Below are 22,005 nucleotides of genomic sequence, written 5' to 3' on the forward strand. Positions count from 1 at the left end.
GCGCCATCTTGAATGTAAATAGCCCATCCTATTTCAGGATTACGCGAGCACCCAATCCATTTCCGTTCAATGTCCGCAATGGGTCGTTTGCTGGTCTGAAAGCGTATAGCGACAGTGAAGGTATGACCGTCGCTATACGATCCTAAGCAGACATTCTGCGTTCTTGTCGGCAGCCCAATAGTCACATATGATACTACGTCTCATTTGCATCGACTCAAACTCATGGCATCCGTCGACAATGCTCAGCTCACGGCTCTTTACGAACAGCAACACCGCTGGCTGCGTCGCTGGCTGTATCGGCAATTGAGCTGCTCACACCGCGCCGCTGATTTGATGCAGGACACCTTCATGCGCCTGTTGCTCAGCAAAGAGGCGTTGGAAGTCCGACAGCCTCGATCGTTTCTGGCGAAGGTTGCACGCAGTGTCCTGTCAAACCACTACCGCCGCACACGCCTGGAAAAAGCCTATCTGGATGCAATTCAGACGGATGACGAAAACGTGCTGCCGGATCTGGCTACCCAATTGATTATTTTCGAGACGCTGGTTCGACTCGACGAAGCACTCTGTAAGTTGGATGTCGCCGTCAAAAAGGCATTCCTCTGGTCGCAACTGGATGGGCTCAGCCATGGGGAAATTGCCGAGCGGCTGGGTATTTCAATCGCTACCGTCAAACGCCACATCATCAAGGCAGGTGCGCAGTGCATGCTGGTCACGGAAGCGCTGGGATGACGATCACCGAAAACGCCTTTACCCCAGAACCCGCGCCATCACCGAAAATGTGCGAGGCGGCGATGGCGTGGTGGCTCGATATGCAGGAAGCTCACTTTGATTCACCCGCACAGGCCGCCTTCATGGCATGGCGTAGTGAACACCCCTTGCATGAGCTGGCCTGGGAAAGGGCCTTGGCCCTGGCTGCGCAGCTAGACTCAATACGTACCCAGGGCGATCCAAACCTTGCCCGACAGGCCCTGTTGCTTTCTTCTCAGGAAGGGTTGAGCAGACGACGGGCTATCAAGGGCCTGGCCCTGCTGCTTACCACAGGCGCGGGTGCATGGTTGGCCGGAGGCAGCGAAGTGGTTTCGCGCTTGAGCGCCGATTACGTCACGGGCGTTGGAGAGCAGCGACGCGTCGCGCTGAACGCTAATCTGTCGTTTGATCTCAATACCCACAGCGCGATAAATGTTCGTCATACAGATCATCGCTGGCACCTTCGATTACTCAGCGGCGAGATCCTGGTCGACACGGTTTTGAACCAGGCACTCTCCATCGAAGCCCCTCAGATCCGCGCGCAGGCGTCCTCGGCGCGCTTCACGGTACGCCAATTTGAGAATGGCTCGACTCAGTTGGCGGTCTATCGTGGCTCGCTTCAGGTAAAACCGGCAAAAGCGAGCACGTGGACTCCCTTGCAGGCCGGGCAACTGGCTCGTTTCGGGCCGCTCGGGCTGCTCGATCAGGATGCACTGCAAGCAAACGCTCCGGCCTGGGCAAAAGGCATGATCGTCGCCAACGGCCAACCGCTCCAGGCTTTCCTGGATGAACTGGGTCGTTATCGTCATGGGCATCTCGGGTGCGACCCCGCATTGGCCAACCTGCGTGTATGGGGATCCTACCCGCTGGCAGACAGTGATCGAATCATCGATGCCATTGCCCAGACACTGAAACTGGATGTCCAGCGTTTCACTCGCCTATGGGTCAACTTGCGCGCCTTGCCAGCAACCGTTTGAACTATTTTCGTCTTCGATGAGCCGTTTTGATTTCTGGCGAGACTTATAGGCCAAACATCAAAAACATCGGGGAACTTCACATGCATCACCGCAGTATTTCGTCGTGCTACGCAACCCCGCTCGCCAGCACCCTGGGTTGCGCCGCGGCGGTTCTGATTGCCAGTTCATCGGCAGTGTGGGCAGCCGCCGATAGCAGCGTGCAACACTACGAAATCCCCGCGGCGCCACTGGGCACTGCGCTCAGTCACCTGGGCCAGCAAGCCCATTTGTTGTTGTCGTTTCCCAATGAATTGATTGCCGGACAAACCAGCCCTGGCTTGAAGGGTGATTACACGGTCGACGGTGCGTTACAGGCGCTGCTTGAGGGCAGCCAGCTCATAGCGGTGCGCCAGCCGGATGGGCGATACACCCTCCAGCGAGCGCCGGCCTCTAACGTGCTGGAGCTTCAAAGCATTTCAATTTCGGGCAAAGCGCCCGGGTCGACTACAGAAGGTACCGGGCTCTACACCACCTACTCATCCAGCAGTTCGACCCGTCTGAACCTGACCCCCAAAGAGACCCCGCAGTCGCTGACCGTCATGACCCGCCAGCGCCTGGATGACCAGCGCCTTACCAATCTAAGCGATACCCTCGATGCCACACCGGGCATCATCGTGTTGCGCGACGGGCTGGGTGCCGAATCCGATGGTTACTTCTCACGCGGCTTCGAGGTTCAGAACTTTGAAATCGATGGTGTGCCCACCGTCAAGCGCATGGACAATTACACCCAGAGCATGGCCATGTATGACCGGGTGGAGGTGGTGCGCGGTGCTACCGGCCTGATCAGCGGCCTGGGCAGCCCTTCAGCGACGATCAACCTGATCCGCAAGCGTCCGACCTCCGAGGCTCAGGCCAGCGTCACCGCAGAAGCGGGTAACTGGGACCGCTACGGAACTGGCTTTGATGTATCTGGCCCGCTGACCGAAACCGGCAACGTACGCGGTCGTCTGGTCGCCGATTTCAAGACAGAGCAGTCATGGGTAGACCGCTACAAACAGGACTCGCAGCTGATCTACGGCATTACCGAGTTCGACCTGACTGAAGACACCCTGCTGACGATGGGCTTCAGTTACCAACGCACAGACGTTGACTCGCCCATGCGCTCCGGCCTGCCGACCCGCTTCACCGACGGGTCTCGCACCAACCTCAAACGCTCACTCAATTCGGCTCAAACGTGGTCTTACAACGACCATGAGCAAACCAGTTTTTTCACCTCGATCGAACAGCAGTTCGCCAATGGCTGGAGCGGAAAGATCGAGCTGACCCACTCCGAAAACAAGTTTGATGAAGTCTTCAACTACGTCAACGGCAGCCTCAACCCGGACGGAAGCGGCACCACACAGTTGCCCGTGCGCTTCTCCGGCATCCCCCGCCAGAACAACATCGATGCCTACCTGACCGGCCCGTTCAGTCTGTTGGGCCGCGAGCATGAATTGATCGCCGGCGTGACCTTGTCCAACTACTACGAGGACGTGCCAAGCTACGGCGGCTGGAAATACGACTATTCCGGCTCTCCGGCTGGCGCAATCGATAACCTGTTGAACTGGAACGGCGGCTCGGTCAAACCGGAATTCGACGTCACTGGCAAATCCACTGCCGACGAAACTCAATACGCCGCTTATCTCGCCACGCGCCTGCACGCCACCGACGATCTCAGTGTCTTGCTGGGTAGCCGCGTGATCGATTGGCATCGCGACACCGAGGATAAACCCTACAACGCCGAGCAAACCAAGACCAAGGAGTCGGAAACCGGCGTGTACATCCCGTATGCTGGCGTGGTGTATGACGTCAACGATACGTGGTCGCTGTATGCCAGTTATACGAAAATCTTCAACCCACAATCGTCCTGGGTTCGCGACATCGACAACAAACCTCTGGATCCGATGGAGGGCACCGGATATGAAGTCGGCGTCAAGGGAAGCCACTTCGACGGCAAGCTGAACTCCAGCGTCGCGCTGTTCAAGATCGAGCAGGACAACCTGGCAATCTGGATCGATACTCCAGGCGGTAACACGTACAAGTCGGAACAGGGAACCACTACCAAAGGCGCTGAATTCACCCTGGACGGAGAGCTGGCCGAAGGCTGGCAGGCATCTGCCGGTTATGCCTATGCGGTCAGCACCGACGCTGACGACCAGCGTATCGTTACCACCCTGCCTCGCCACAGTCTCAAGACTTTCACCCGCTATCGCCTGCCGGGGATTCTGGACAAGCTCACCCTTGGCGGCGGTGTGAACTGGCAGAGCAAAACCGGTGCCGACCTGCACACCTTCACCCAGGGTAGCTATGCCGTCACCAACCTCCTGGCTCGCTACGACTTCAACCAGCATCTAAGTGCGTCAGTCAATCTGAACAACGTGTTCGACCGTGAATACCTCAGCTATGCCGGCGACCACGGTATGTACGGTGCTCCAAGAAACATCATGACGGGTTTCAAGTACAACTTCTGACGTTCGCGCGCTTCGTGCTGGGCGATGGGTCGATAGCAACGACCGCCTTACAGGCCGAGCATGGCATGCCTGCCAAGTTGGGTAAAAATGCCGGAGAGTGCGCAATGGACGGTGGGAGAGCAGGTTCGCCCACGAAGCAGGCCGCGCGGTGAATGGCGAGGGCTTCGCCCGTGTTTGCGGGTGAACCCGTTCCTACAAAGATTACTGCCGACCTCACAGACCTCTGCAGTATGAAAAATTCACGGAGTAGCATACCGAACTGGAAAAGCTACTATCAGTAGGTTACCTTTAGTAGCTAAAGCGCGGTCGCTTCTACATCGAGGACCACGCGTCCTCTGTCGGAGAACCGATCATGCACAGTTTAATCGTCGTCGCCCATCCCGATCCGCGTTCTTTGACCCATGCCATCGCCCAGCACATCGTCCACGGCATCACGGCCTCTAACCCACACAACAGCGCAGAGTTTGCCGATCTCGTCGCCGAGGGCTTCGACCCGCGTTTCAACCTGGCGGACCAAGCGCTATTTCACAAGCAGGCAGAGCCACCCGCCGACGTTGCTGCCGAACAAGAACGACTGGACCGTGCAGACGCTTTGGTCTTGGTCTACCCAGTCCATTGGTGGTCCTTCCCTGCCCTGCTCAAGGGTTGGATCGACCGCGTCTTCTCCCAGGGTTGGGCCTACGACGACAGCGACGGTAAGGTTGTGAAGAAGCTCAAGCGCCTTAACGTTCACCTGGTAGCCATTGGCGGCGCCGATGAAGGTACCTATACGCGGCACGGCTACACATCCGCCATGAAGACCCAGATCGAGCACGGCATTTTTGATTACTGCGGCGCACAGGTGCACAGTTCAAGCGTACTGCTTCCTTCGGAAAAGGGTTATCCGCAGGCTCATCTGGAAACAGCACAGGCCATCGGTGCCGGTATCTTCGCTTCACACACGCAGGGGCGTTGAGCATGACAACGCCAAGTGACGCACCTTCCCGTCGACGCCTGCCCAGAGCTGCACGCGCCCGCCAGTTGCTGGAAACATCCTGGATGCTGATCGCCGAAGAGGGCACGGATGCTCTGACCCTAGGTCGCCTGGCCGAAGCGGCGGGCGTAACCAAGCCGGTGGTCTACGACCACTTCGGTACCCGCGAAGGCCTGCTGGCTGCACTGTACGAAGACTATGACGCTCGCCAAACCGCCCTCTTCGACGCCGCGATCGCGGCGGCTGAGTCCACCTTGCAGGATAAAGCGACTGCCTTCGCCAGCGCCTATGTCGATTGCGTGATGACCCAGGGGCGGGAGATTCAGGGTGTGCTGGCAGCCCTGAGCGGTTCACCGGAATTGGCCATGTTGAAACGTCAGTATCAAAAGGCCCTGATCACGAAGTGCCTCGGGATTTTTGCACCTTTCGCCCAGCCTGCTGGTATTTCCAACGCCTACCTCTGGGGCATGTTGGGGGCGGCCGATGCATTATCGGATGCAGCCGTGGCAGGAGACATCACTCAGGCCCAGGCGAAGGAAGAACTACGACAAACGCTACTGGGCGGCATTGAGCGCAACACGCCGCAGAGTAGGCGACCGACCGAGTAGGTGTCATGACGATGCGGGCCGGTAACCGTCTCCTGCCAATCAGCTTACTGCCCGAGGTGCCACTGCGTATGACCCAGTGGGCGGTGCTTGAGAGGGTGCTCTGCTCCCAGGAGTGATCTTTCTGCTACTGCGCCACCTTGCCGGGCAATCCCGTTCCCCAGACTCCATCGCTTTGCGCGTTCAGGCGATCAATCCCAGTGGCAGGCCTTTCAAGGTGGCGGTCGCCCGGGTCGAGCATTCCAGGAAGGACCCGAGCGCACCTAGCGGCAGATCACATCATCTGCAGCAAACCGTCGAACCGCACTAATCGCGCACGCTACATGAAACCAGGCATCGCCCCTGGTTTCAGCCGGCGTTGTGAATCAATGGCTTCAGGCCGCTGTCCTCGATCGCCGCGTCCGCTTGTGGCGAGGCCAGGTAGTCCAGTAGTGCCTGGGCCGCGGCATGGTGCGGGCTCTTGCTGACGATGGCGCCCGAATACATTGTCATTTTCTGCGCCTGGGCCGGGATCAGGCCAACGATGTCGATGCCCTTCACGGGCTTGAGTTCGCTCAGTTGTTGGAAACCGATCTGCGCTTGGCCACGGGCAACCACGGCCCCGACCGGCTCGGCAGGGATCATGTGGGCTTTGGCATCGAACGCTGTGCCCAATTGCATGCGCGGGAAAAGAGTCTTGGAAAGGTACACGCCGCTTGCACTGTCGGAATAGGCAACCGACTTGCTGTCGAGCAGAGCCGTACGCAAGCCCTGCAGGGTGCTGATGTCCGGCTTCGGTTCGCCTTTGCGCACGGCCATGGCAATGAAAGACTTGCCCAGGTCGACTCGGCTGGCCTTGTCCGCCTGGCCGTGGTCGACCAACTTATCGAGCGCCGATCCGACCATGAGCACGACGTCTGCCGGCTCGCCGCGAGCCAGTCGGTTCGGCACGGCTTGCGGGGTCTCGCCCATCGACGGAGCAGCCACGACGTTGAGCTTGACGCCGAATTTCTTTTCATACGCGGGGGCCACTTCGCGGATAGCGCCCATGATTCCGCCAGAACTGAGCACCGTCAGAGCCTCCCCCGAGGGCGCCGCGTCAGCCGCCGAGCAGGCGAACGTGGCCATCAACAGGACAGTGCAAGACAGCATCCGAAACATTGTGGGTTCTCCGCAAATTCATGAAAAACAGAACCTTACCGAAGTGCGGAGACAGCCATGGTTAATCAGTCGTTAAGAATGTTTCATATCCCAAGCCGTACGGGCGATGCGAACGTGAGTCGGCGCGCCGTCATCCTCGGCCACAGCGTTACCGATGCGCCGCCCGGACGGCGCTCGGTGCTCAGGGACATGCACAGGACGGCACTGGACCGACCCTGCTCTTCAGAAATGAACCTTGAGCAATGCGCTCAGCGCATTCTGGTCGGTTGCAAAGCCGTGACTGTCCTCGATCCCATACTTGTCCGACCAGTAATCCCACTCTACCCCCACGTAGAACTGCTTCGGGTTGTGCCCTAACGCCTTGCCAAGGTCGTACTTGATCTGCGGATTGAAGTGGAAACTCTTGGCTACATAGTCCGACGTGCCCTTGCGGCCAACGTCGTTCACATACCATTCCAGGTAACCATCGAACAGGATGTCCGACCGCCCCAACGGAAGGGTCATCGCCCAGGTCGGGTTGATCTGCCACTGCCCCGATGCCTTGCCGGTGATGCCGTCGGGCTTGCGATAGTAGGTGTTGAGCGAAAAGCGGTCGAATCCAGGCAGCAACAGGTCCACCGCTGGCCCCAACAGGTACCGGCGAATACGCCCCTCCCCGCGCTCGTAGGTGGCGGCAATCAGCACATCCTTGATCACGCCGTAACGCAGGTTCTGCCCGCTGACCTTGCCCAGCGACAAGCGCGGAGAAAACTCGCCATAGTAGGTATACCCATCACTGCCGGATAAACCGTTCGACCACTTGTTGTCGACGAACAGAAACACATCCCCCCAGCTCCAGCCGCTGGCATGTTCGAAGGTGACGGTCTGCTGGATGTCATTGCCGGTGCCATCGACCTTGTAGTTATGGCCGTAGAGATAACTGAGGCTGTTGTCGCTCCACATCAACGGGCCAGCCTGGGCGCTGGCGCTCGCCAGGGCGCAGACGGGCAGGAAGCTGTGGAAGAACCAGGCAAATGGGCTGAGTTTCATGGGCATCCCTTGGGTTGAGGTCGGTGAAATTCACCCGCAAGGGACAGGCGGACAGACCTCGTCTCTGGCCACGGAGCAAACCGTGGCGCCACCCCTGCCGGGTGTGCGGCGTGATGCCGCCAGAGCAATGTCCCATGCCATTTCCAGGCACTGACCGCTTCTACTCCCATGATCCCTAGCAGGGTACGTGCCAGCTGATCGAATACAGTAATACGCATGGATTGTGAGCAATAAATCCGACAAATGAATACTCACCAGTCACGATATTGCGCACTCAAATAGCGCTGGCGCAGGCCTCGCTGCACCGTATCGATCCACTGCCCTGACCTCGCAACGCCCCGGCCAGGCTCCGCCAGCCCTGTTTCAGCGGCTCTCAGGAACTGGCACGCTTCTGGCTTCGTGTACGGTCGAGTAGAAGCGGTCAGTGCCGGTGGACGGCATGGGGCATTGCTCTTGCGCCTTTGATCAGGCGTACATCCGAGTGGATGTTTGCACGCGGCCAATCGGCCATGGGCAAGAGAACAATGTCAGCCGAGAACACTCTCCCTGCTCCTGCCGCGTTGTTTCTCCACTCGGTCTTCTCGTTGAGGTGCCCACAGGCACCCTGCGGATTTCGAATCGAGGTGGAGAACAATCATGAAAAACCGCTTTGGCTTGACTCAACCGCTGCGCTCGCTGGCGGCAGCGCTCAGCGTGATGCTGGCGGGCACGTCCCTGGCCGTGGCCAACGACAAGGTCGTGCTGCTCACCTCCTGGTACGCCCAGGCCGAACAGGGTGGCTTCTACCAGGCCCTGGCCGAGCGTCTGTACGAGAAGGAAGGCCTGGATGTGACCATCCGCATGGGTGGCCCGCAGGTCAATGGCATGCAGTTGCTGGTCAGCAAACAGGCCGACTTCATCGTCAACTACGACCTGCAGATCCTCAAAAGCGTGGAACAAGGCCTCCCAGTGGTTGCGGTAGCCGCCCCCTTTCAGGGCGACCCACAGGGCCTGATGACCCACGCTGACATCCAAGGCCTCGACGCGCTGAAGAACAAGCAGGTGCTGGTGTCTACCTCCGGCCAGCAAACCTGGTGGCCGTGGCTCAAGGGCAAGTACCAGCTCCAGGACAACCAGGCGCGCCCCTATACCTTCAACCTGCAGCCGTTCCTCGCCGGCCCGGATACCACCCAGCAGGCCTACGCCAGCTCGGAGTTGTTCCAGGCAATCAAAGCCGGCCAGCAGCCGAATTTCTTCCTGTTCGCCGACGCAGGCTACCCACCCTACGGTTCCACCTTGGCCACCCGCCAGGACATCATCGATGAACATCCGCAGCGCGTCGCGGGGTTCGTCCGAGCCTCGCTCGAGGGCTGGAAGCGCTACCTGGAAAACCCCGCCGCCGGCAATGCGCTGATCAAGCGCGATAACCCCAACATGACTGACGAACTGCTGGCCTGGGGCCTCTCGACCCTCAAGCAACACCAATTGCTGACCCGCGGCGATGCCGCGACCCAAGGCATCGGCACCATGAGCGACGCCCGCTGGCAGGCCACCCGCGATTTCATGGTCGAGGCCGGCCTGCTCGGCGCCGCCGCACCGTGGCAGCAAGCCTACACCACTCGCTTCGTGGGCGACCTGAAGGTGCTGCCCGACGCGCCCCAGGCCGCTAGCCGCTGAACGAATAACGACAACTTCAAGCCGTGTGAGGAAACTGGATCATGTTGGTCACCAAACAACCTGTATTGCGTCGCTTCTGGTACGCCCTGCTGCCCCTGACCGCCCTGGACGACGGGCCAAAGCCGTTCACCCTGCTCGGTGAAGCCCTGGTCCTGTGGAAACGCCCCGACGGCACGCCGGTGGCGATGCGCGACCGTTGCTGCCACCGCACCGCCAAACTGTCCAAAGGCTTTGTCAGCGAGGCCGGCAACATCGCCTGCGGCTACCACGGCTGGGAATATGACTGCACCGGCGCCTGCGTGAAGATCCCGCAGAACCCGACCGGCGCGATTCCACCCGGTGCGGCGGTCGAGACCTTCCACTGCCAGGCGCGATACGGCTATGCCTGGGTGGCACTGGACGATCCGCTGCAGCCGATCCCCGACTTCCCCGAGGACGGTGCCCCTGGCTATCGCCGAATCTTCCAATTCTACGAAGAGTGGAAAACCAGCCCGCTGCGGGTCATGGAAAACTCTTTCGACAATTCGCACTTCTCCTTCGTGCACAAGGCCAACTTCGGCCTGTTCGACCAACCGCAACCGGCCAGCTACGAATTTCGCGAGACCGACTACGGCTTCGAGGCCGAAACACGCGTCCCGATTCGCAACCCAGAAGAAAGCTTCGCCATCACCGGAACCCGTGCGCCGATCACCGAGCGCCATCTGATCAACCGTTACTACCTGCCGTTCTCGCGCCGCTTCGGCTGCATGTACCCCGATAGCGGCATTCACCACATCATCTACAACTGCGCCACACCCATCGACGATGGCCGCCTGATGCTCGTGCAATGGCTGTACCGCAACGACAGCGAAGAACAGTGCTCGACCCAGGCGCTCATCGACTGGGATGCGGCGATCACCGCCGAGGACCGCGACATCCTCGAAGCCACCGACCCCGACGCCTGTGTCGATACCCGTCGGCGCGTCGAGCTGCACATGCCCTCGGACAAGCCTGGCCTGGTGATCCGCCGGCAACTGCTGGGGCTGCTCGAAGCCCATGGCGAAAGCGAAGTGTTCGCCAGCCACTGACTACCTGTTCGACGCCCCGGTGCGCCGGGGCATACGCAACCGCTCAATGTCCCACGGGAGAGCGCCATGTTGATGCAGACCTTATCCGAAGCCAACGCCCGGCTGCAGGCCCCCATCGGTGCCGACGCCGTGAGCGCCGACACCCCGCTGTTCGCCAATCAGGTCGAGAAGACCTACAGCAATGGCACCCATGCCCTGAGCCGAGTCAAGCTGGCGATCCAGCGCGGCGAGTTCGTGTCGTTGCTGGGCCCCTCAGGCTGCGGCAAAAGCACCTTGTTGAAGATGTTCGCCGGACTGGAACAGCCCTCCGCCGGCCACGTGCGCTGGTGGGGCAAAGAGGCCCCCGACAGCGACAGCCGCGGCACTGGCCGCCGCCTGGCAATGGTGTTCCAGGAAGCGACCTTGATGCCCTGGGCCAAGGTGCAGGACAACGTGCGCCTGCCCCTGGACCTGGCCGGCGTGCCGCGGGCCGACAGCCAGGCCAAGGTGCAGGCCGCACTTGAACGGGTAGGCCTGGGCGCGTTCGGCGAGGTTTATCCGCGGGAACTCTCAGGCGGCATGCAGATGCGCGCATCGATCGCCCGGGCGCTGGCCACCGAACCCAACCTGCTGCTGATGGACGAGCCGTTCGGCGCCCTGGACGAGTTCACCCGCAACAAGCTCGACAGCGACCTGCGCCAACTCTGGGCCGAGCGCGACCTGACGGTGGTGTTCGTCACCCACAGCATCTTCGAGGCGGTGTACCTGTCGTCGCGTGTCGTGGTGATGGGCGCCCGCCCCGGTCGGGTGATCGCCGATGTCGCCATCGACGGGCCACGGGAGCGCGACGAAGCCTACCGCACTTCCCCCGCCTTCATCGCCCAGTGTGCCCACCTGTCCCAGCTGCTGGCCAAGGCCAACGGCGAGCCTTCCTGAGAGCCCCGACATGAGCCGAACCTCTACGCCCTGGCTACACAACCCAGCCCTGTTGCGCATCGCCTCACCATTGGTGGTCGGCGCCGCGTTGCTCGCACTCTGGCAACTGGCGTGCATCGCCTGGCAGGTACCGGTGTACCTGGTGCCCTCACCCGCCGATATTGGTCGCACGCTGATCGCCGACGGCCCGATGCTGCTGGGTGCACTGTGGATGACCTTGAAGATCACCTTCCTGTCGTTTGCCCTCGCGGTGGTCATCGGCACCCTGGCAGCCTTCCTGTTCGTGCAGAGCCGCGTCGTGGAAGCCAGCCTGTTCCCCTACGCCATCCTGCTGCAGGTCACGCCAGTGGTTGCCATCGCACCACTGATCATCATCTGGTGCAGCGACACCACCCTGGCACTGGTGATCTGCGCCACGTTGGTCGCGGTGTTTCCGATCATCGCTAACACGGTCCTGGGACTGCGCAGCGTCAACCCGGGGCTGCTGAACCTGTTTCGGCTCAATCGCGCCAGCCGCTGGCAGGTGCTGCTGCGTCTGCGTATTCCCAGCGCGTTGCCATGCTTCTTCGCCGGCTTGCGGATTGCCAGCGGGCTGGCGTTGATCGGTGCAGTGGTGGCCGAATTCGTTGCCGGCACAGGGGGGACGGGCGCCGGGCTGGCGTACCAGATCCTGCAAGCGGGCTTTCAGCTGAACATCCCGAGGCTGTTCGCCGCCTTGGTGTTGATCGCGCTGACCGGCGTCGCGCTGTTCAGCCTGATGGCCGTGCTGGCTCGCCTGAGCCTTCGCCATTGGCACGAAAGTGAATTGGGCTAAGCCTATGGAGACCCACATGAAGCATTCAGACAGCTGGCTGATCCGCAACGCCAGCGCCATTCTCACCGGCCTGCGTGGCGTGCCAGCGCGTCATGCCGGGCCGGACATCCGCATCAGCCAAGGGCGTATCGCAGCCATCGGCACACTGCGGCCGGAGACAGGCGAACCCGTGCTCGACGCTACCGATTGCGTCGTCTATCCCGGCTGGGTGAATACCCACCACCACCTGTTCCAGTCGCTGCTCAAGGGTATTCCGGCAGGGATCGACCAAAGCCTTGGGGCGTGGTTGGGCGCGGTCCCGTATCGCTACCGCGGGCTGTTCGATGAGCACAGCTTCCGCCTGGCCGCACGTATCGGCCTGGTTGAACTGGCTCGCTCCGGCTGCAGTACGGTTGCCGACCACCATTACCTTTACCTGCCAGGCATGGGCTTCGATAGCGCACAGATCCTGTTCGAGGAAGCACAGCAGCTTGGCCTGCGCTTCGTGCTGTGCCGCGGCGGCGCGACCCAGGTGCGCCAGGCCGAAGGCCCGGCAAGTGCGGGGCCGGAGACCCTGGAGCAGTACCTGGATGACGTCGAGCGGTTGGTACGCACCTACCACGACCACGCCGCCGACGCCTGGCGCCGGGTCGTAATGGCGCCCACCAGCCCACCTTATTCGATGCCACCCGAGCACCTGCGTGAAACCGCCCGCGCCGCCCGCAAGCTGGGCATCCGCCTGCACAGCCACTTGAGCGAAACGGTGGAGTACCAGAACGAAGTCCAGCGTCGCCATCAGCTCTCACCGGTTGCCTTCTGCGCAGAACACGAATGGCTGGGGCCGGATGTGTGGTTCGCCCACCTGGTCAAGCTCAGCGCCGAGGAAATCCGGCTGTTGGGCGCGACCGGAACCGGCGTTGCCCATTGCCCCCAGAGCAACGGCCGGCTGGGCAGCGGCATTGCCGACATCGTCGCCATGGAAGCTGCTGGCATGGCGATCTCGATCGGTGTGGACGGGGCGGCCTCCAACGAAGCCTGCGACATGATCAGCGAAACCCACGCCGCCTGGCTTATGCAGCGGGCCAAGGGCGGCGAGCGGGCCTTGCCTGGTTACGCGGGCGGCACGCTGGAGGGTGGTGCCCATGTCGCCTGTGTGGAAGACGTGGTGCGCTGGGGCACGGCCGGCGGCGCCCAGGTGTTGGGGCTGGATGCGCTGGGCACGCTGGAAGTCGGCATGGCGGCGGACCTCGCCTTGTACCGGCTCGACCAGCCACGCTACTTTGGCTTGCATGACCTCGGAATCGCGCCAGTGGTCGGCGGCGGGCGACCGACGTTGCGGGCGTTGCTGGTCGGCGGCCAGCTGCGGGTGGAGAACGACGCCATCCCTGGCCTGGACCTTGCCGAACTGGGCTGCCAGGCCCGCGAGGCCGTGGTGCGCCTGCAACGGGCGGCGGGAGTACGCGCATGAACTGGACGTCCCTGCAAGTACGTGCCTTGCGCCTGGAAGCCGACGATGTGCTGGGTGTCGAACTGGGCACACCGGGCGGCGGCGCCCTGCCCTTCAGTTGGGCCGCCGGCGCCCACGTCGACCTGCGTCTGGGCAACGGCGTGGTGCGCCAATACTCCGTGGCCAGCCTGCCCGATGAGGGGCATCTGTACCTGGGCATCAAGCGTGAACCCACTTCACGGGGCGGTTCGAAATGGCTGCATGAGCACCTGCGCCTGGGTGCAAGAATAGAGGTAAGCGCGCCGCGCAACCTGTTTTCCCTGCAACCTGGCAACGGCCCGGTGACGCTGCTGGCGGCGGGCATCGGCATCACGCCGCTGCTGCCCATGTACCGGCAATGCCAGGCACAGGGGCGTGCGGTGCGGCTGCTGTATTTCACCCGGCACTTGCACCAGGCGCCCCTTCTCCAGCACCTGGGTCCACACGTCGAGGTGTTCAGAGGCTTGCGCGCGGCGCAGATCCGTGACTGCCTGCATGAGCAACTGCCCGACTGGCAACATCAAGCCAGCGTGTACTGCTGCGGGCCTGCGGGGTTCATGGAAAGCGTCGAGCAGATCGCCCTGGCTCGCGGCTGGCCGGCTTCGGCGCTGCACCGCGAGCACTTCAGGCCGGCTGAGCCACTCGATCAAGCCGGCGCCAGCAGTGTGCTGGTTCTGCAGCGCAGTGGGCGTGAAGTCCAAGTGCACGCGGGCGAAAGCCTGGTCCAGGCTGCCGCGAGAGTTGGGGTGGCGCTGCCCATCTCATGCGGCATGGGTATTTGCGGTGCTTGCGTGTGCCGGGTCATCGAGGGCGAACCGCAACACCGTGACGAATGCCTCAGCGAGGCACAGCGCAACAGCGGTGAATGGATCGCGCCATGTGTCTCGGTCGCGCGGGGTCCGCACCTGGTGCTGGACGCCTGAGGCCGGGCAACCAGTGCCCGATAACCTGACATCCAACGGGTTGGCGAGGTTACAGGGGCGGGCGCACCCGCAATGCTCGATCGCCAACCCTGCCAGGCTTAAGCTTGGCAGCGATGCAGCTCAAGCGCCTCCACGAAAACAGCTGACACCCCAGGCGGTGATCTTGAAAGGCAGGTGATAGTGCGCCTGCGCCTGCGCCTCGCCGATGCCGAAGCGATACACCAACTCGTCCAGGAAGGGTATGGCGGGCAATTCGGTGCCGAGCTGGCGATAGAACTGCGCCACCTGCAGGCGCAGTTCGTAGACGCCGACGCCAAATCGCTCGTTCAGCGCAGCCAGAGCCGGCCACTGGCCGCGGGCGTCGATAATGCCTTCGGCAAACGCCGCCTCGCCAACTGCCCCGATGCTCACCCGCAGCCCATGCGCGGCGCGCCCGCTGGCGATGTCGACGACATGCACGGAAACGCCGCCGTTCATGACCAGAACCCTTGGTGAGCTCGCGCCGCCTCATCCTCCAGCACTGGCCCATGCACCTTCACGATGCGCTGACCACGGGCGAACACTTCGCGGCATGGCAACGAGAACGTAGGGTTTTCCGGGTGGGCGCCGGTCAAACCCAGCAGGGCATGCTCCGACAACGCATAGACTACCCTGCCGATACCGGTCCAATACACCGCCCCGGCGCACATGCAGCAGGGCTCGGCGCTGGTGTATAGCGTGCAGGACGCGAGTTGCTCAGGTGTCAGCAGCTTGGCTGCCTGCGCGGCCGCCACGAGCTCGGCATGCTGGGTCGGATCGCCCTCGGGGGGCATGGAATTGTTGCCAGCGCTGGCGATGATGCGGCCCTGGGCATCGGCGACGAGTGCGGCGAATGGATGTCGGCCATCCCTGCGCGATTGCTCGGACAGGCTGATCGACTGGCGCAGCAGGTCAAGGTCCAGCTCGGACAGGTCGGTGGCATGGGGGGTGGACAGCGTCATGGCGGTTGCTCCCTGAGAGGCAGTTGAAAGCGCGCCGACGGGCGCGCGTGAAGAAAGGCTCACTTGGCCAGTTTGGAGTCGATGGCGTCCTGAGTGCTTGTCTCGGCTTCACGATTGAGCAGCAGGTTGAGCACAATGGCACTGACTGCGGCGAGGAAGATGCCGCTCTCCAGCACCAGTTTCAGCGGACCGCTGACATGCTCGAACAGCGCCGGCATTGACATCGGCAATACGCCAATGCTGACCGATACCGCCACCACCAGGCCGTTGCGAGTCCCCTCGAAGCGCACCCGCGACAGTTCCTGGATCCCCGCCACGGTGGTCATGCCAAACATCACGATGGCGCAGCCACCGAGCACGGGTGTCGGCACGCTGGCGATCAGAGCACCCAGCTTGGGAAACAGCCCCATCAACACCATGATGGCGCCTGCGGCAGCGACCACGTAACGGCTCTTGACGCCAGAAAGCGCAATCAGGCCAGTGTTCTGGGTAAACGCGTTGTAGGGGAAGCTGTTGAACAACCCGCCCAGCATGGTCGACAAACCATCGGCACGAAACGCGTTGCCCAGGGTTCGCGGGTCGGCAGGCTTGCCGGTCAGCTTGCCGATGGCCAGGCAGTTACCGGTGGTCTCGGCCATGATCACCAGCATGGCCAGGAACATGATCAGCACCGGCGTCAACGAGAACTGCGGAACACCGAACGCCATTGGCGCACTGAGCTCGAACCACGCCGCCGCCCCCACCCGGCTGAAGTCGGTCATGCCGCATGCCGCCGCCGCCAAGCTGCCGACGATCAGCCCCAGCAGCACGCTGAGATTGCCGATGAAACCGCGAAAGCGGGCATGGATCACCAGGGTTATCGCCACCGTCGCCAGGCCCAGCAACAAGTTGGCCGGTGCGCCGAAATCCGGGGCACCTGGCTGACCTCCCCCGAGCCAGATCGCTGCCGCAGGCATCAGCGAGATGCCAATGACCGTGATGAGGCTGCCGATCACCACCGGCGGGAAGAAACGCAGCAGGCGGCTGAACAGCGGTGCTATGGCCATCGTGAGTGCACCGGCGGCGATCACCGCACCGAACACATGGGGTAGACCGAATTCCTTACCGATCATGATCATCGGTGCCAAGGCGATGAACGAGCAGCCCTGGATCAGCGGCAAGCGCGCACCGAAGCACCTCAGGCCGAGGGTCTGGAGCAAGGTCGCGATTCCCGAGGTGAGTAGGTTGGCATTGATCAACGTGACCACCTGGGCATGGCTCAGTCCCAGGGCGCTACCGAGAATCAATGGTACGGCGACGGCACCGGCGTACATCACCAGCACATGCTGCAGGCCGAAGGTGAACAGCTCCCGTAGAGGCAGTACTTCGTCCACGGGGTGGATCAGAGATTGGCTCATGTTGTGACGCTCCTGAAGTGCGGCTCTTTTTATTGTTGAAGGCGCCCGGAGTGACATGCAGCACAGGAAAGCATGGCAGCTGTCGCCGATGTCGACGGGGAGCATCCTGTTAATTCAACGATGGAGCAAATGATTAACCATCGCTAATATCGATGGTTGGACCGTTTGGGAAGGATCAGGCGATGCGCTTTTCACTGGAACAACTTCAGGTGTTCGTCAGCGCCGTGCAGGCAGGCTCATTTTCTGCCGCGGCGCGGCGACTGGGGCGCACGCAATCGACGGTCAGTGCGGCGATCAGCAACCTGGAAACCGACCTTGGCGTGCAGCTGTTCGACCGCTCCAGCCGCATTCCTGGTCTGACACCCGCCGGCCACAAGCTGCTGCTGCGGGCCGAAGGCATCCTCGAACGCTGCTATGCCCTGGAGGGCAGCGCCGACAGCCTGGCCGGCCAGGTCGAAGCGGCACTGACATTAGCCATCGAAGTCCCGTATGGCCCACTGATACCGCCGTTCAAGGGCTTCGACGCAGCGTTCCCCTTCGTCGATCTGCTGATCCGCCACCCGCTGCACGGCGATGTCAGCGAGATGATCCTCACCGGCGAAGCTGACCTTGGGGTGACATTCGCCCAGCCCGACTACCCGCCTGAGCTTGCCTTCCAGCAGTTGGGCAAGCTAATCATGACCCACGTCTGCCATCACCAGTTCGCCCTGGCGCGACAATCACCGGTCAGTTTCGCCGACCTCAACGCCCATCGCCGGCTGGCCTTCTTTGCCCATGCCGACAAACTGCCCAGCAGCGAGTATCTGCGTGCGGGCCAGCTATGGCGTGCGGAGAGCTACCTGGCACTGGTCGAGATGGTCTGCGCAGGGCTGGGCTGGGCGACCCTGCCGCGCCTGCTGGTGCAGCGCGAATTGGAGAGCGGCCAATTGGTGGAGTTGCAACTGGAAGCCTACCCACACACCGACTGGCTGGTGGGGGTGGACCTGCTGTGGCATCGCAGCCGCCAAGCGGGGCCGGCGGCGAGCTACCTGCGCGAGCGCCTGCAGCACAGCAAGGTGTTCGAGCTGGATCGACTTGGGCGGGCAACGACTTTATAGAAGCGTGTCCGTGGGGTGGCGGCGGAAATCGCCTGCCGCTGAAGGCCAGGCGCTCAGTGCCCGCAACAGCGTCTGCACGAGCTGAGGTGAAGCCCCGATACGTCCCGCAACCGGGTATGCCACCTGGAGAACGCTGTCGCGTGGAGAACCTGGAACGGGGGCAACGGTTCATCGACGGGCACGACGCTGCTGGCGAACGGTCTATCCACTGCGCCGCTCGCCCGCGCAGGCGTGAGGCTTGATCATCAAGGTGAAACTGCCGGTCAACTTGGCACGCAGTTCCTTGGGCATGAAATAGGCGAAGTGGACGAGCCAGGTGCCATCACCCAGCAGATATGATTCTCCCCGGTAGTGTTGGACTTGTGATTCGCTGATGTCGATCAAGGTCGCAACTTCCTGGTTGGTGGGCTCGTTGGGCATGGTTGAAGCTCCTCCTCTGACTCACGCTGATGGCCCTGCATGAACAGCTGAGTATCATACCTTCGTATTCGTTCAAAGGTTTTAGGCTCTGTGCGAAAAGCCCTGATACCGGGTGATGCTGCGTTGGACCAGCCTCGGAATACTCATTTACAACCCGTAAAGGGGTTGCAACAAAAAAGCCAGGGCAAATCGCCCTGGCTCATCGTGCCCGTCTGCAAGGCTTCACGTGTCGGCAGTGCCGCTATTAGAGAACTTCTTCATATCGATAAGCGGCGCGACGAACTCCGGACCTTGCCCCGATACCCACCACCGTACGTTGGCGATACCGTACCGCTCGGCCATGGGCCGGCTGACCTTCTTGATCCTGTGCTGGCCAAACCTGGGGATGATGCCAACCCCCGCATCGCAGCTCGCCCAGTGCCAGGCCTGAGCATTGTCCATACGCTCCTGGCGGATGATGAACGTGCGAAACTCCCCGTGAAGCTCATATTCGATCACATACAACTGCTGTCCTGCCATTGGACTCTCCTCCTTCGATTCAAGCCAATGGAGCGAGTCGAGGCAGAAAAGATTCAGTTAATTTGACCGATTGGTCACTGTTGTTGGCCAAGCGAACCGCCAGCGGCCTCGGCCCTGACTGCATCACCTGCGACCGCGACTCGCCTGGCATATCCCACGCCCCATACCAATGCCCGGCTCATGGTTTCTCCGGGGCGTCGGCTGTAGACCCGCTCGCGCACCACCGAGCCATCGCGTCGATAGACACCAATGAACAACTGCGTTTCTCCCGTGCGTGACAGACGCGTCTGCACTTCCAGACAGGTGCCATCGTCGAGGGTCTCCTCATGGGCCTGATGATGCAGGATCGGGTCACACCACTGTCGATAGGTCTCGCCTCTGTGCTTCATCTGCTGGCCCTCGCCGCTGTTGTCGTCGGTAGATCCTCTGATCGGCGCTGCCGATCGAAAAAAATCGACGCCGTCGGACAACCGGCCAGGCCTCTACAAAACGACTGACGCTGTACAACCACCGGTCATCGGCCGTGCGCGAATGAGCCACCCCCTCTGCGTCCCGCCCGTCCTTCCCACTGAACGCGCCGAAACATTCGGCGCTATCGCTCGGTTGATGAAATCCAATCGACCTGTGGCGTCGGCCGGACGTCCAAGACAAGGAATTGCACACCTATCGATGGCAACCAGGAGGCGAGCCGCTGATGAACGATCGCATCATTGCACTGTTCACCGACACCACCGTATTCGGTATTTCCATTCTCAACGTGTTGTTGGCGCTGACCACCACCCTCGTGACCTTCCTGGTCGCCCGTGCGGCGATCAGCTTCCTGCTGCACCGGGTCCGGCGCTGGTCAATGCACGATGGTGCCTTGAGCCAAGTGCTGGCCAAGGTGCTGGCTGGCACCAGCAATTTCCTGCTGTTCCTTGCCTCCTTGCTTGTAGGCTTGAGCCTGCTCGACCTGCCCGAGCGCTGGCTCAGCCGGGTCAGCAGCCTGTGGTTCGTGGTCGCCGCCCTGCAGATTGGCCTGTGGGCCAACCGCGCCATAAGCCTAGGCCTTAGCCGCTACTTCGCACGCCACAGGGCCGATGGCCTGAACCAGGGCAGCGCCTTGGCCACGCTCTCGGCCTGGGGCGCGCGGGTGTTACTGTGGTCGGTGGTGTTGCTGGCGATGCTGTCGAACCTGGGCGTGAACATCACTGCCTTCGTTGCCAGCCTGGGTGTGGGCGGGATCGCGGTGGCGCTGGCCGTGCAGAACATCCTCGGCGACCTGTTCGCCTCGCTGTCGATCGCCGTGGACAAGCCGTTCGAAGTCGGCGACTTCATCGTCATCGGCCCGCTGGCGGGCACCGTGGAGCATGTCGGTCTTAAAACCACGCGTATCCGCAGCCTTGGCGGCGAGCAGATCGTCATGGCAAACGCCAGCATGATCAGCAGCACCATCCAGAACTACAAGCGGTTGCAGGAACGCCGCATCGTGTTCGAATTCGGCCTTTCCTACGACACACCCACCGAGGCGGTGAAGAAGGCGCCGGGCATCGTCGAAGAAGCGATCAAGGCGCAGGATCAGGTGCGTTTCGACCGTGCTCACCTGCGCGGTTTCGGCAAGGAGGCGTTGGAGTTCGAGTGCGTGTATATCGTCAAGGACCCAGGCTACAACCTGTACATGGATATCCAGCAAGCGATCAATTTCCGTCTACTGGAACGCTTCTCCCGGATCGGCGCCACATTCGCCGTTCCGGTACGGGCAATCAAGGTCACCGCCTTGCCAGAGGCCAACGTTGAGTCTGCAGGGCGCGAAGGCCGTGGCTTCAGAGGAGCCTGAATGCACAAGCCCCAGGGAAGGCGTCGCCAGCCAAGGCGTCTTCCCTCTCCGTCACAGGTCCAGCGCACCGCTGAGCAGCGCTTCCAGGACACCCGCCACATTGCTCTGACGCTCGTTCAGCAGGCACAGCGGAATACCCTGCAAAACCCCCAGGGAATCGTCCAGGCCCTCGCCCACCACCGCCAACGGGCAAGCGACGTCCATCTGCAACGACCGCAGGCGCCTGGCCAGCACAGGGGTAACAGGCTCCCGTACGGCAATCACCACCGCCGCGGGCTGGATCGCCGCGCACAGCAGGGCCAGTTCTTCGAGGGGTTGGCCACGACCGAGCACCTCGATGCGCTGGCGCTCGCCACTGAGCAGCAAACCGGTACTAAGCAACTCAAGCTCGGCATGGTCCTCCAAACCAGCCAGCAGGACCCGAGGGGCATCGGGCTGATTCATCTGCAGGCGCAGGAGTAACCTGGCGCGCAGGAAGGTATCGAGGAAAAGCCACTGGCTGCGCTCCCCGAAACCACTACCGGATGCCAGACCACGCCAGACCGGCATCAGCACGTCATGCATCACGCTGGCCTTGGGAAAGAGCGTGAACAACTGGCCATGGATACCTTCCAGCGCCTGGCTATCGAATGTTTTGGTTGCGCGCACAACGGCCGTACGCCATTCATCGAAGGCATCGTCGCGCACAAGGCTGGTCTTGCTTTGCCCCGCGAGCATTTCGCCAACCTTGCTGATCGGCAGGCCATTGGCGGTCCAGCGCAGGATGTCGCGGATTCGCTGCACGTCCGTGGCAGTGTACAACCGGTGGCCGCCATCGGTACGTTGTGGGCGGATCAGGCCATGGCGCCGCTCCCAGGCACGCAAGGTAACGGGGTTGATGCCGGTCATGGTGACCACATCGCGCATGGGAAAAAGATCAGGTGGGGTGGCTTCAGTCATCGTGGGGCATCCGTGAGATAACACATTCTAAACCCCT

General features: G+C 61.8%; 22 protein-coding genes. 13 read left to right on the forward strand and 9 right to left on the reverse strand.

Annotation, left to right across the window (positions count from 1 at the left end; translation table 11 throughout):
- Window positions 1–222 precede the first annotated feature (222 nt).
- From H620_RS0103330 to H620_RS0103350, 5 genes are all read left to right on the forward strand, one after another.
- Window positions 223–729, forward strand: a complete 507-nt coding sequence (locus tag H620_RS0103330) for a sigma-70 family RNA polymerase sigma factor (RefSeq protein ID WP_023380918.1) — start codon at window positions 223–225, stop codon at window positions 727–729.
- Window positions 726–1,724, forward strand: a complete 999-nt coding sequence (locus H620_RS0103335) for a FecR domain-containing protein (RefSeq protein WP_049818689.1) — start codon at window positions 726–728, stop codon at window positions 1,722–1,724. The genes H620_RS0103330 and H620_RS0103335 overlap by 4 nt, the downstream gene beginning before the upstream one ends.
- Window positions 1,725–1,804: 80 nt before the next feature.
- Window positions 1,805–4,213 (forward strand): TonB-dependent siderophore receptor, encoded by a 2,409-nt coding sequence (locus H620_RS0103340; protein WP_027906715.1) that lies wholly within the window; start codon window positions 1,805–1,807, stop codon window positions 4,211–4,213.
- A gap of 352 nt (window positions 4,214–4,565) precedes the next feature.
- The gene (locus H620_RS0103345) at window positions 4,566–5,168 is read left to right on the forward strand and encodes an NAD(P)H-dependent oxidoreductase (RefSeq protein WP_023380921.1); all 603 of its coding nucleotides are present in this window, start codon (window positions 4,566–4,568) and stop codon (window positions 5,166–5,168) included.
- A gap of 2 nt (window positions 5,169–5,170) precedes the next feature.
- The gene (locus H620_RS0103350; RefSeq protein ID WP_027906716.1) at window positions 5,171–5,794 is read left to right on the forward strand and encodes a TetR/AcrR family transcriptional regulator; all 624 of its coding nucleotides are present in this window, start codon (window positions 5,171–5,173) and stop codon (window positions 5,792–5,794) included.
- Between the two features lie 345 nt (window positions 5,795–6,139).
- Here the strand turns inward: H620_RS0103350 and H620_RS0103355 are convergent, their stop codons facing one another.
- Together H620_RS0103355 and H620_RS0103360 are read right to left on the reverse strand one after the other, a co-directional pair.
- The gene (locus H620_RS0103355; protein ID WP_023380923.1) at window positions 6,140–6,931 is read right to left on the reverse strand and encodes a substrate-binding domain-containing protein; all 792 of its coding nucleotides are present in this window, start codon (window positions 6,929–6,931) and stop codon (window positions 6,140–6,142) included.
- A 222-nt stretch (window positions 6,932–7,153) separates the two neighbouring features.
- The gene (locus tag H620_RS0103360; protein ID WP_023380924.1) at window positions 7,154–7,960 is read right to left on the reverse strand and encodes an outer membrane protein OmpK; all 807 of its coding nucleotides are present in this window, start codon (window positions 7,958–7,960) and stop codon (window positions 7,154–7,156) included.
- A gap of 636 nt (window positions 7,961–8,596) precedes the next feature.
- Between H620_RS0103360 and H620_RS0103365 the strand changes: the two genes are divergently transcribed.
- The 6 genes from H620_RS0103365 to H620_RS0103390 all read left to right on the forward strand — a co-directional run bounded on the left by H620_RS0103365 (window position 8,597) and on the right by H620_RS0103390 (window position 14,800).
- The gene (locus tag H620_RS0103365) at window positions 8,597–9,616 is read left to right on the forward strand and encodes an ABC transporter substrate-binding protein (protein WP_027906718.1); all 1,020 of its coding nucleotides are present in this window, start codon (window positions 8,597–8,599) and stop codon (window positions 9,614–9,616) included.
- Window positions 9,617–9,657: 41 nt separating this feature from the next.
- A complete protein-coding gene (locus H620_RS0103370; protein WP_023380926.1) occupies window positions 9,658–10,683 on the forward strand; it encodes an aromatic ring-hydroxylating dioxygenase subunit alpha in 1,026 nt (341 codons plus the stop codon).
- 66 nt (window positions 10,684–10,749) lie between these two features.
- The gene (locus H620_RS0103375; protein WP_027906719.1) at window positions 10,750–11,598 is read left to right on the forward strand and encodes an ABC transporter ATP-binding protein; all 849 of its coding nucleotides are present in this window, start codon (window positions 10,750–10,752) and stop codon (window positions 11,596–11,598) included.
- Between the two features lie 10 nt (window positions 11,599–11,608).
- The gene (locus H620_RS0103380) at window positions 11,609–12,412 is read left to right on the forward strand and encodes an ABC transporter permease (RefSeq protein WP_023380928.1); all 804 of its coding nucleotides are present in this window, start codon (window positions 11,609–11,611) and stop codon (window positions 12,410–12,412) included.
- Between the two features lie 16 nt (window positions 12,413–12,428).
- Window positions 12,429–13,859, forward strand: coding sequence for an amidohydrolase family protein (locus H620_RS0103385; protein ID WP_023380929.1), 1,431 nt, complete (start codon window positions 12,429–12,431; stop codon window positions 13,857–13,859).
- The gene (locus H620_RS0103390) at window positions 13,856–14,800 is read left to right on the forward strand and encodes a PDR/VanB family oxidoreductase (RefSeq protein WP_027906720.1); all 945 of its coding nucleotides are present in this window, start codon (window positions 13,856–13,858) and stop codon (window positions 14,798–14,800) included. The genes H620_RS0103385 and H620_RS0103390 overlap by 4 nt, the downstream gene beginning before the upstream one ends.
- Before the next feature lie 120 nt (window positions 14,801–14,920).
- On the opposite strand, the gene H620_RS25480 is transcribed toward H620_RS0103390, so the two are convergent.
- The 3 genes from H620_RS25480 to H620_RS0103405 are packed head-to-tail and all read right to left on the reverse strand — an operon-like array spanning window position 14,921 to window position 17,177.
- Window positions 14,921–15,277 carry a hydroxyisourate hydrolase gene (locus H620_RS25480; protein ID WP_049818690.1) on the reverse strand — a complete coding sequence of 119 codons (357 nt, stop codon included), beginning with the start codon at window positions 15,275–15,277 and terminating at the stop codon, window positions 14,921–14,923.
- Window positions 15,274–15,780 carry a nucleoside deaminase gene (locus H620_RS0103400; protein WP_023380932.1) on the reverse strand — a complete coding sequence of 169 codons (507 nt, stop codon included), beginning with the start codon at window positions 15,778–15,780 and terminating at the stop codon, window positions 15,274–15,276. The genes H620_RS25480 and H620_RS0103400 overlap by 4 nt, the downstream gene beginning before the upstream one ends.
- A 59-nt stretch (window positions 15,781–15,839) precedes the next feature.
- Window positions 15,840–17,177, reverse strand: coding sequence for a nucleobase:cation symporter-2 family protein (locus H620_RS0103405; protein WP_027906721.1), 1,338 nt, complete (start codon window positions 17,175–17,177; stop codon window positions 15,840–15,842).
- A gap of 182 nt (window positions 17,178–17,359) precedes the next feature.
- Here H620_RS0103405 and H620_RS0103410 point away from each other — a divergent pair, with 182 nt between their 5' ends.
- A complete protein-coding gene (locus H620_RS0103410; protein ID WP_023380934.1) occupies window positions 17,360–18,274 on the forward strand; it encodes a LysR family transcriptional regulator in 915 nt (304 codons plus the stop codon).
- Between the two features lie 201 nt (window positions 18,275–18,475).
- On the opposite strand, the gene H620_RS0103415 is transcribed toward H620_RS0103410, so the two are convergent.
- The 3 genes from H620_RS0103415 to H620_RS0103425 form a co-directional block, all read right to left on the reverse strand.
- Window positions 18,476–18,694: a hypothetical protein gene (locus H620_RS0103415; protein ID WP_023380935.1), complete on the reverse strand. Its 219-nt coding sequence runs from the start codon at window positions 18,692–18,694 to the stop codon at window positions 18,476–18,478.
- 222 nt (window positions 18,695–18,916) lie between these two features.
- Window positions 18,917–19,213, reverse strand: a complete 297-nt coding sequence (locus H620_RS0103420) for a DUF6555 family protein (protein ID WP_023380936.1) — start codon at window positions 19,211–19,213, stop codon at window positions 18,917–18,919.
- Between the two features lie 74 nt (window positions 19,214–19,287).
- The gene (locus H620_RS0103425) at window positions 19,288–19,602 is read right to left on the reverse strand and encodes a hypothetical protein (protein ID WP_027906722.1); all 315 of its coding nucleotides are present in this window, start codon (window positions 19,600–19,602) and stop codon (window positions 19,288–19,290) included.
- Window positions 19,603–19,907: 305 nt separating this feature from the next.
- On the opposite strand from H620_RS0103425, the gene H620_RS0103430 reads away from it, so the two are divergent.
- Entirely contained in the window at window positions 19,908–21,029 is a 1,122-nt protein-coding gene (locus H620_RS0103430) for a mechanosensitive ion channel family protein (protein WP_023380938.1), read from the forward strand.
- A 51-nt stretch (window positions 21,030–21,080) separates the two neighbouring features.
- Here the strand turns inward: H620_RS0103430 and H620_RS0103435 are convergent, their stop codons facing one another.
- Window positions 21,081–21,968 carry a MerR family transcriptional regulator gene (locus H620_RS0103435; protein ID WP_023380939.1) on the reverse strand — a complete coding sequence of 296 codons (888 nt, stop codon included), beginning with the start codon at window positions 21,966–21,968 and terminating at the stop codon, window positions 21,081–21,083.
- Window positions 21,969–22,005 lie beyond the last annotated feature (37 nt).

Source organism: Pseudomonas taiwanensis DSM 21245, from assembly GCF_000425785.1.
Classification (GTDB): domain Bacteria; phylum Pseudomonadota; class Gammaproteobacteria; order Pseudomonadales; family Pseudomonadaceae; genus Aquipseudomonas; species Aquipseudomonas taiwanensis.

Bases quoted from the DNA above. Each gene is read 5' to 3' on its own strand.
- H620_RS0103330 (WP_023380918.1), top strand. From the start codon at position 223: ATGGCATCCGTCGACAATGCTCAGCTCACGGCTCTTTACGAACAGCAA.
- H620_RS0103335 (WP_049818689.1), top strand. From the start codon at position 726: ATGACGATCACCGAAAACGCCTTTACCCCAGAACCCGCGCCATCACCG.
- H620_RS0103340 (WP_027906715.1), top strand. From the start codon at position 1,805: ATGCATCACCGCAGTATTTCGTCGTGCTACGCAACCCCGCTCGCCAGC.
- H620_RS0103345 (WP_023380921.1), top strand. From the start codon at position 4,566: ATGCACAGTTTAATCGTCGTCGCCCATCCCGATCCGCGTTCTTTGACC.
- H620_RS0103350 (WP_027906716.1), top strand. From the start codon at position 5,171: ATGACAACGCCAAGTGACGCACCTTCCCGTCGACGCCTGCCCAGAGCT.
- H620_RS0103355 (WP_023380923.1), bottom strand. From the start codon at position 6,931: ATGTTTCGGATGCTGTCTTGCACTGTCCTGTTGATGGCCACGTTCGCC.
- H620_RS0103360 (WP_023380924.1), bottom strand. From the start codon at position 7,960: ATGAAACTCAGCCCATTTGCCTGGTTCTTCCACAGCTTCCTGCCCGTC.
- H620_RS0103365 (WP_027906718.1), top strand. From the start codon at position 8,597: ATGAAAAACCGCTTTGGCTTGACTCAACCGCTGCGCTCGCTGGCGGCA.
- H620_RS0103370 (WP_023380926.1), top strand. From the start codon at position 9,658: ATGTTGGTCACCAAACAACCTGTATTGCGTCGCTTCTGGTACGCCCTG.
- H620_RS0103375 (WP_027906719.1), top strand. From the start codon at position 10,750: ATGTTGATGCAGACCTTATCCGAAGCCAACGCCCGGCTGCAGGCCCCC.
- H620_RS0103380 (WP_023380928.1), top strand. From the start codon at position 11,609: ATGAGCCGAACCTCTACGCCCTGGCTACACAACCCAGCCCTGTTGCGC.
- H620_RS0103385 (WP_023380929.1), top strand. From the start codon at position 12,429: ATGAAGCATTCAGACAGCTGGCTGATCCGCAACGCCAGCGCCATTCTC.
- H620_RS0103390 (WP_027906720.1), top strand. From the start codon at position 13,856: ATGAACTGGACGTCCCTGCAAGTACGTGCCTTGCGCCTGGAAGCCGAC.
- H620_RS25480 (WP_049818690.1), bottom strand. From the start codon at position 15,277: ATGAACGGCGGCGTTTCCGTGCATGTCGTCGACATCGCCAGCGGGCGC.
- H620_RS0103400 (WP_023380932.1), bottom strand. From the start codon at position 15,780: ATGACGCTGTCCACCCCCCATGCCACCGACCTGTCCGAGCTGGACCTT.
- H620_RS0103405 (WP_027906721.1), bottom strand. From the start codon at position 17,177: ATGAGCCAATCTCTGATCCACCCCGTGGACGAAGTACTGCCTCTACGG.
- H620_RS0103410 (WP_023380934.1), top strand. From the start codon at position 17,360: ATGCGCTTTTCACTGGAACAACTTCAGGTGTTCGTCAGCGCCGTGCAG.
- H620_RS0103415 (WP_023380935.1), bottom strand. From the start codon at position 18,694: ATGCCCAACGAGCCCACCAACCAGGAAGTTGCGACCTTGATCGACATC.
- H620_RS0103420 (WP_023380936.1), bottom strand. From the start codon at position 19,213: ATGGCAGGACAGCAGTTGTATGTGATCGAATATGAGCTTCACGGGGAG.
- H620_RS0103425 (WP_027906722.1), bottom strand. From the start codon at position 19,602: ATGAAGCACAGAGGCGAGACCTATCGACAGTGGTGTGACCCGATCCTG.
- H620_RS0103430 (WP_023380938.1), top strand. From the start codon at position 19,908: ATGAACGATCGCATCATTGCACTGTTCACCGACACCACCGTATTCGGT.
- H620_RS0103435 (WP_023380939.1), bottom strand. From the start codon at position 21,968: ATGACTGAAGCCACCCCACCTGATCTTTTTCCCATGCGCGATGTGGTC.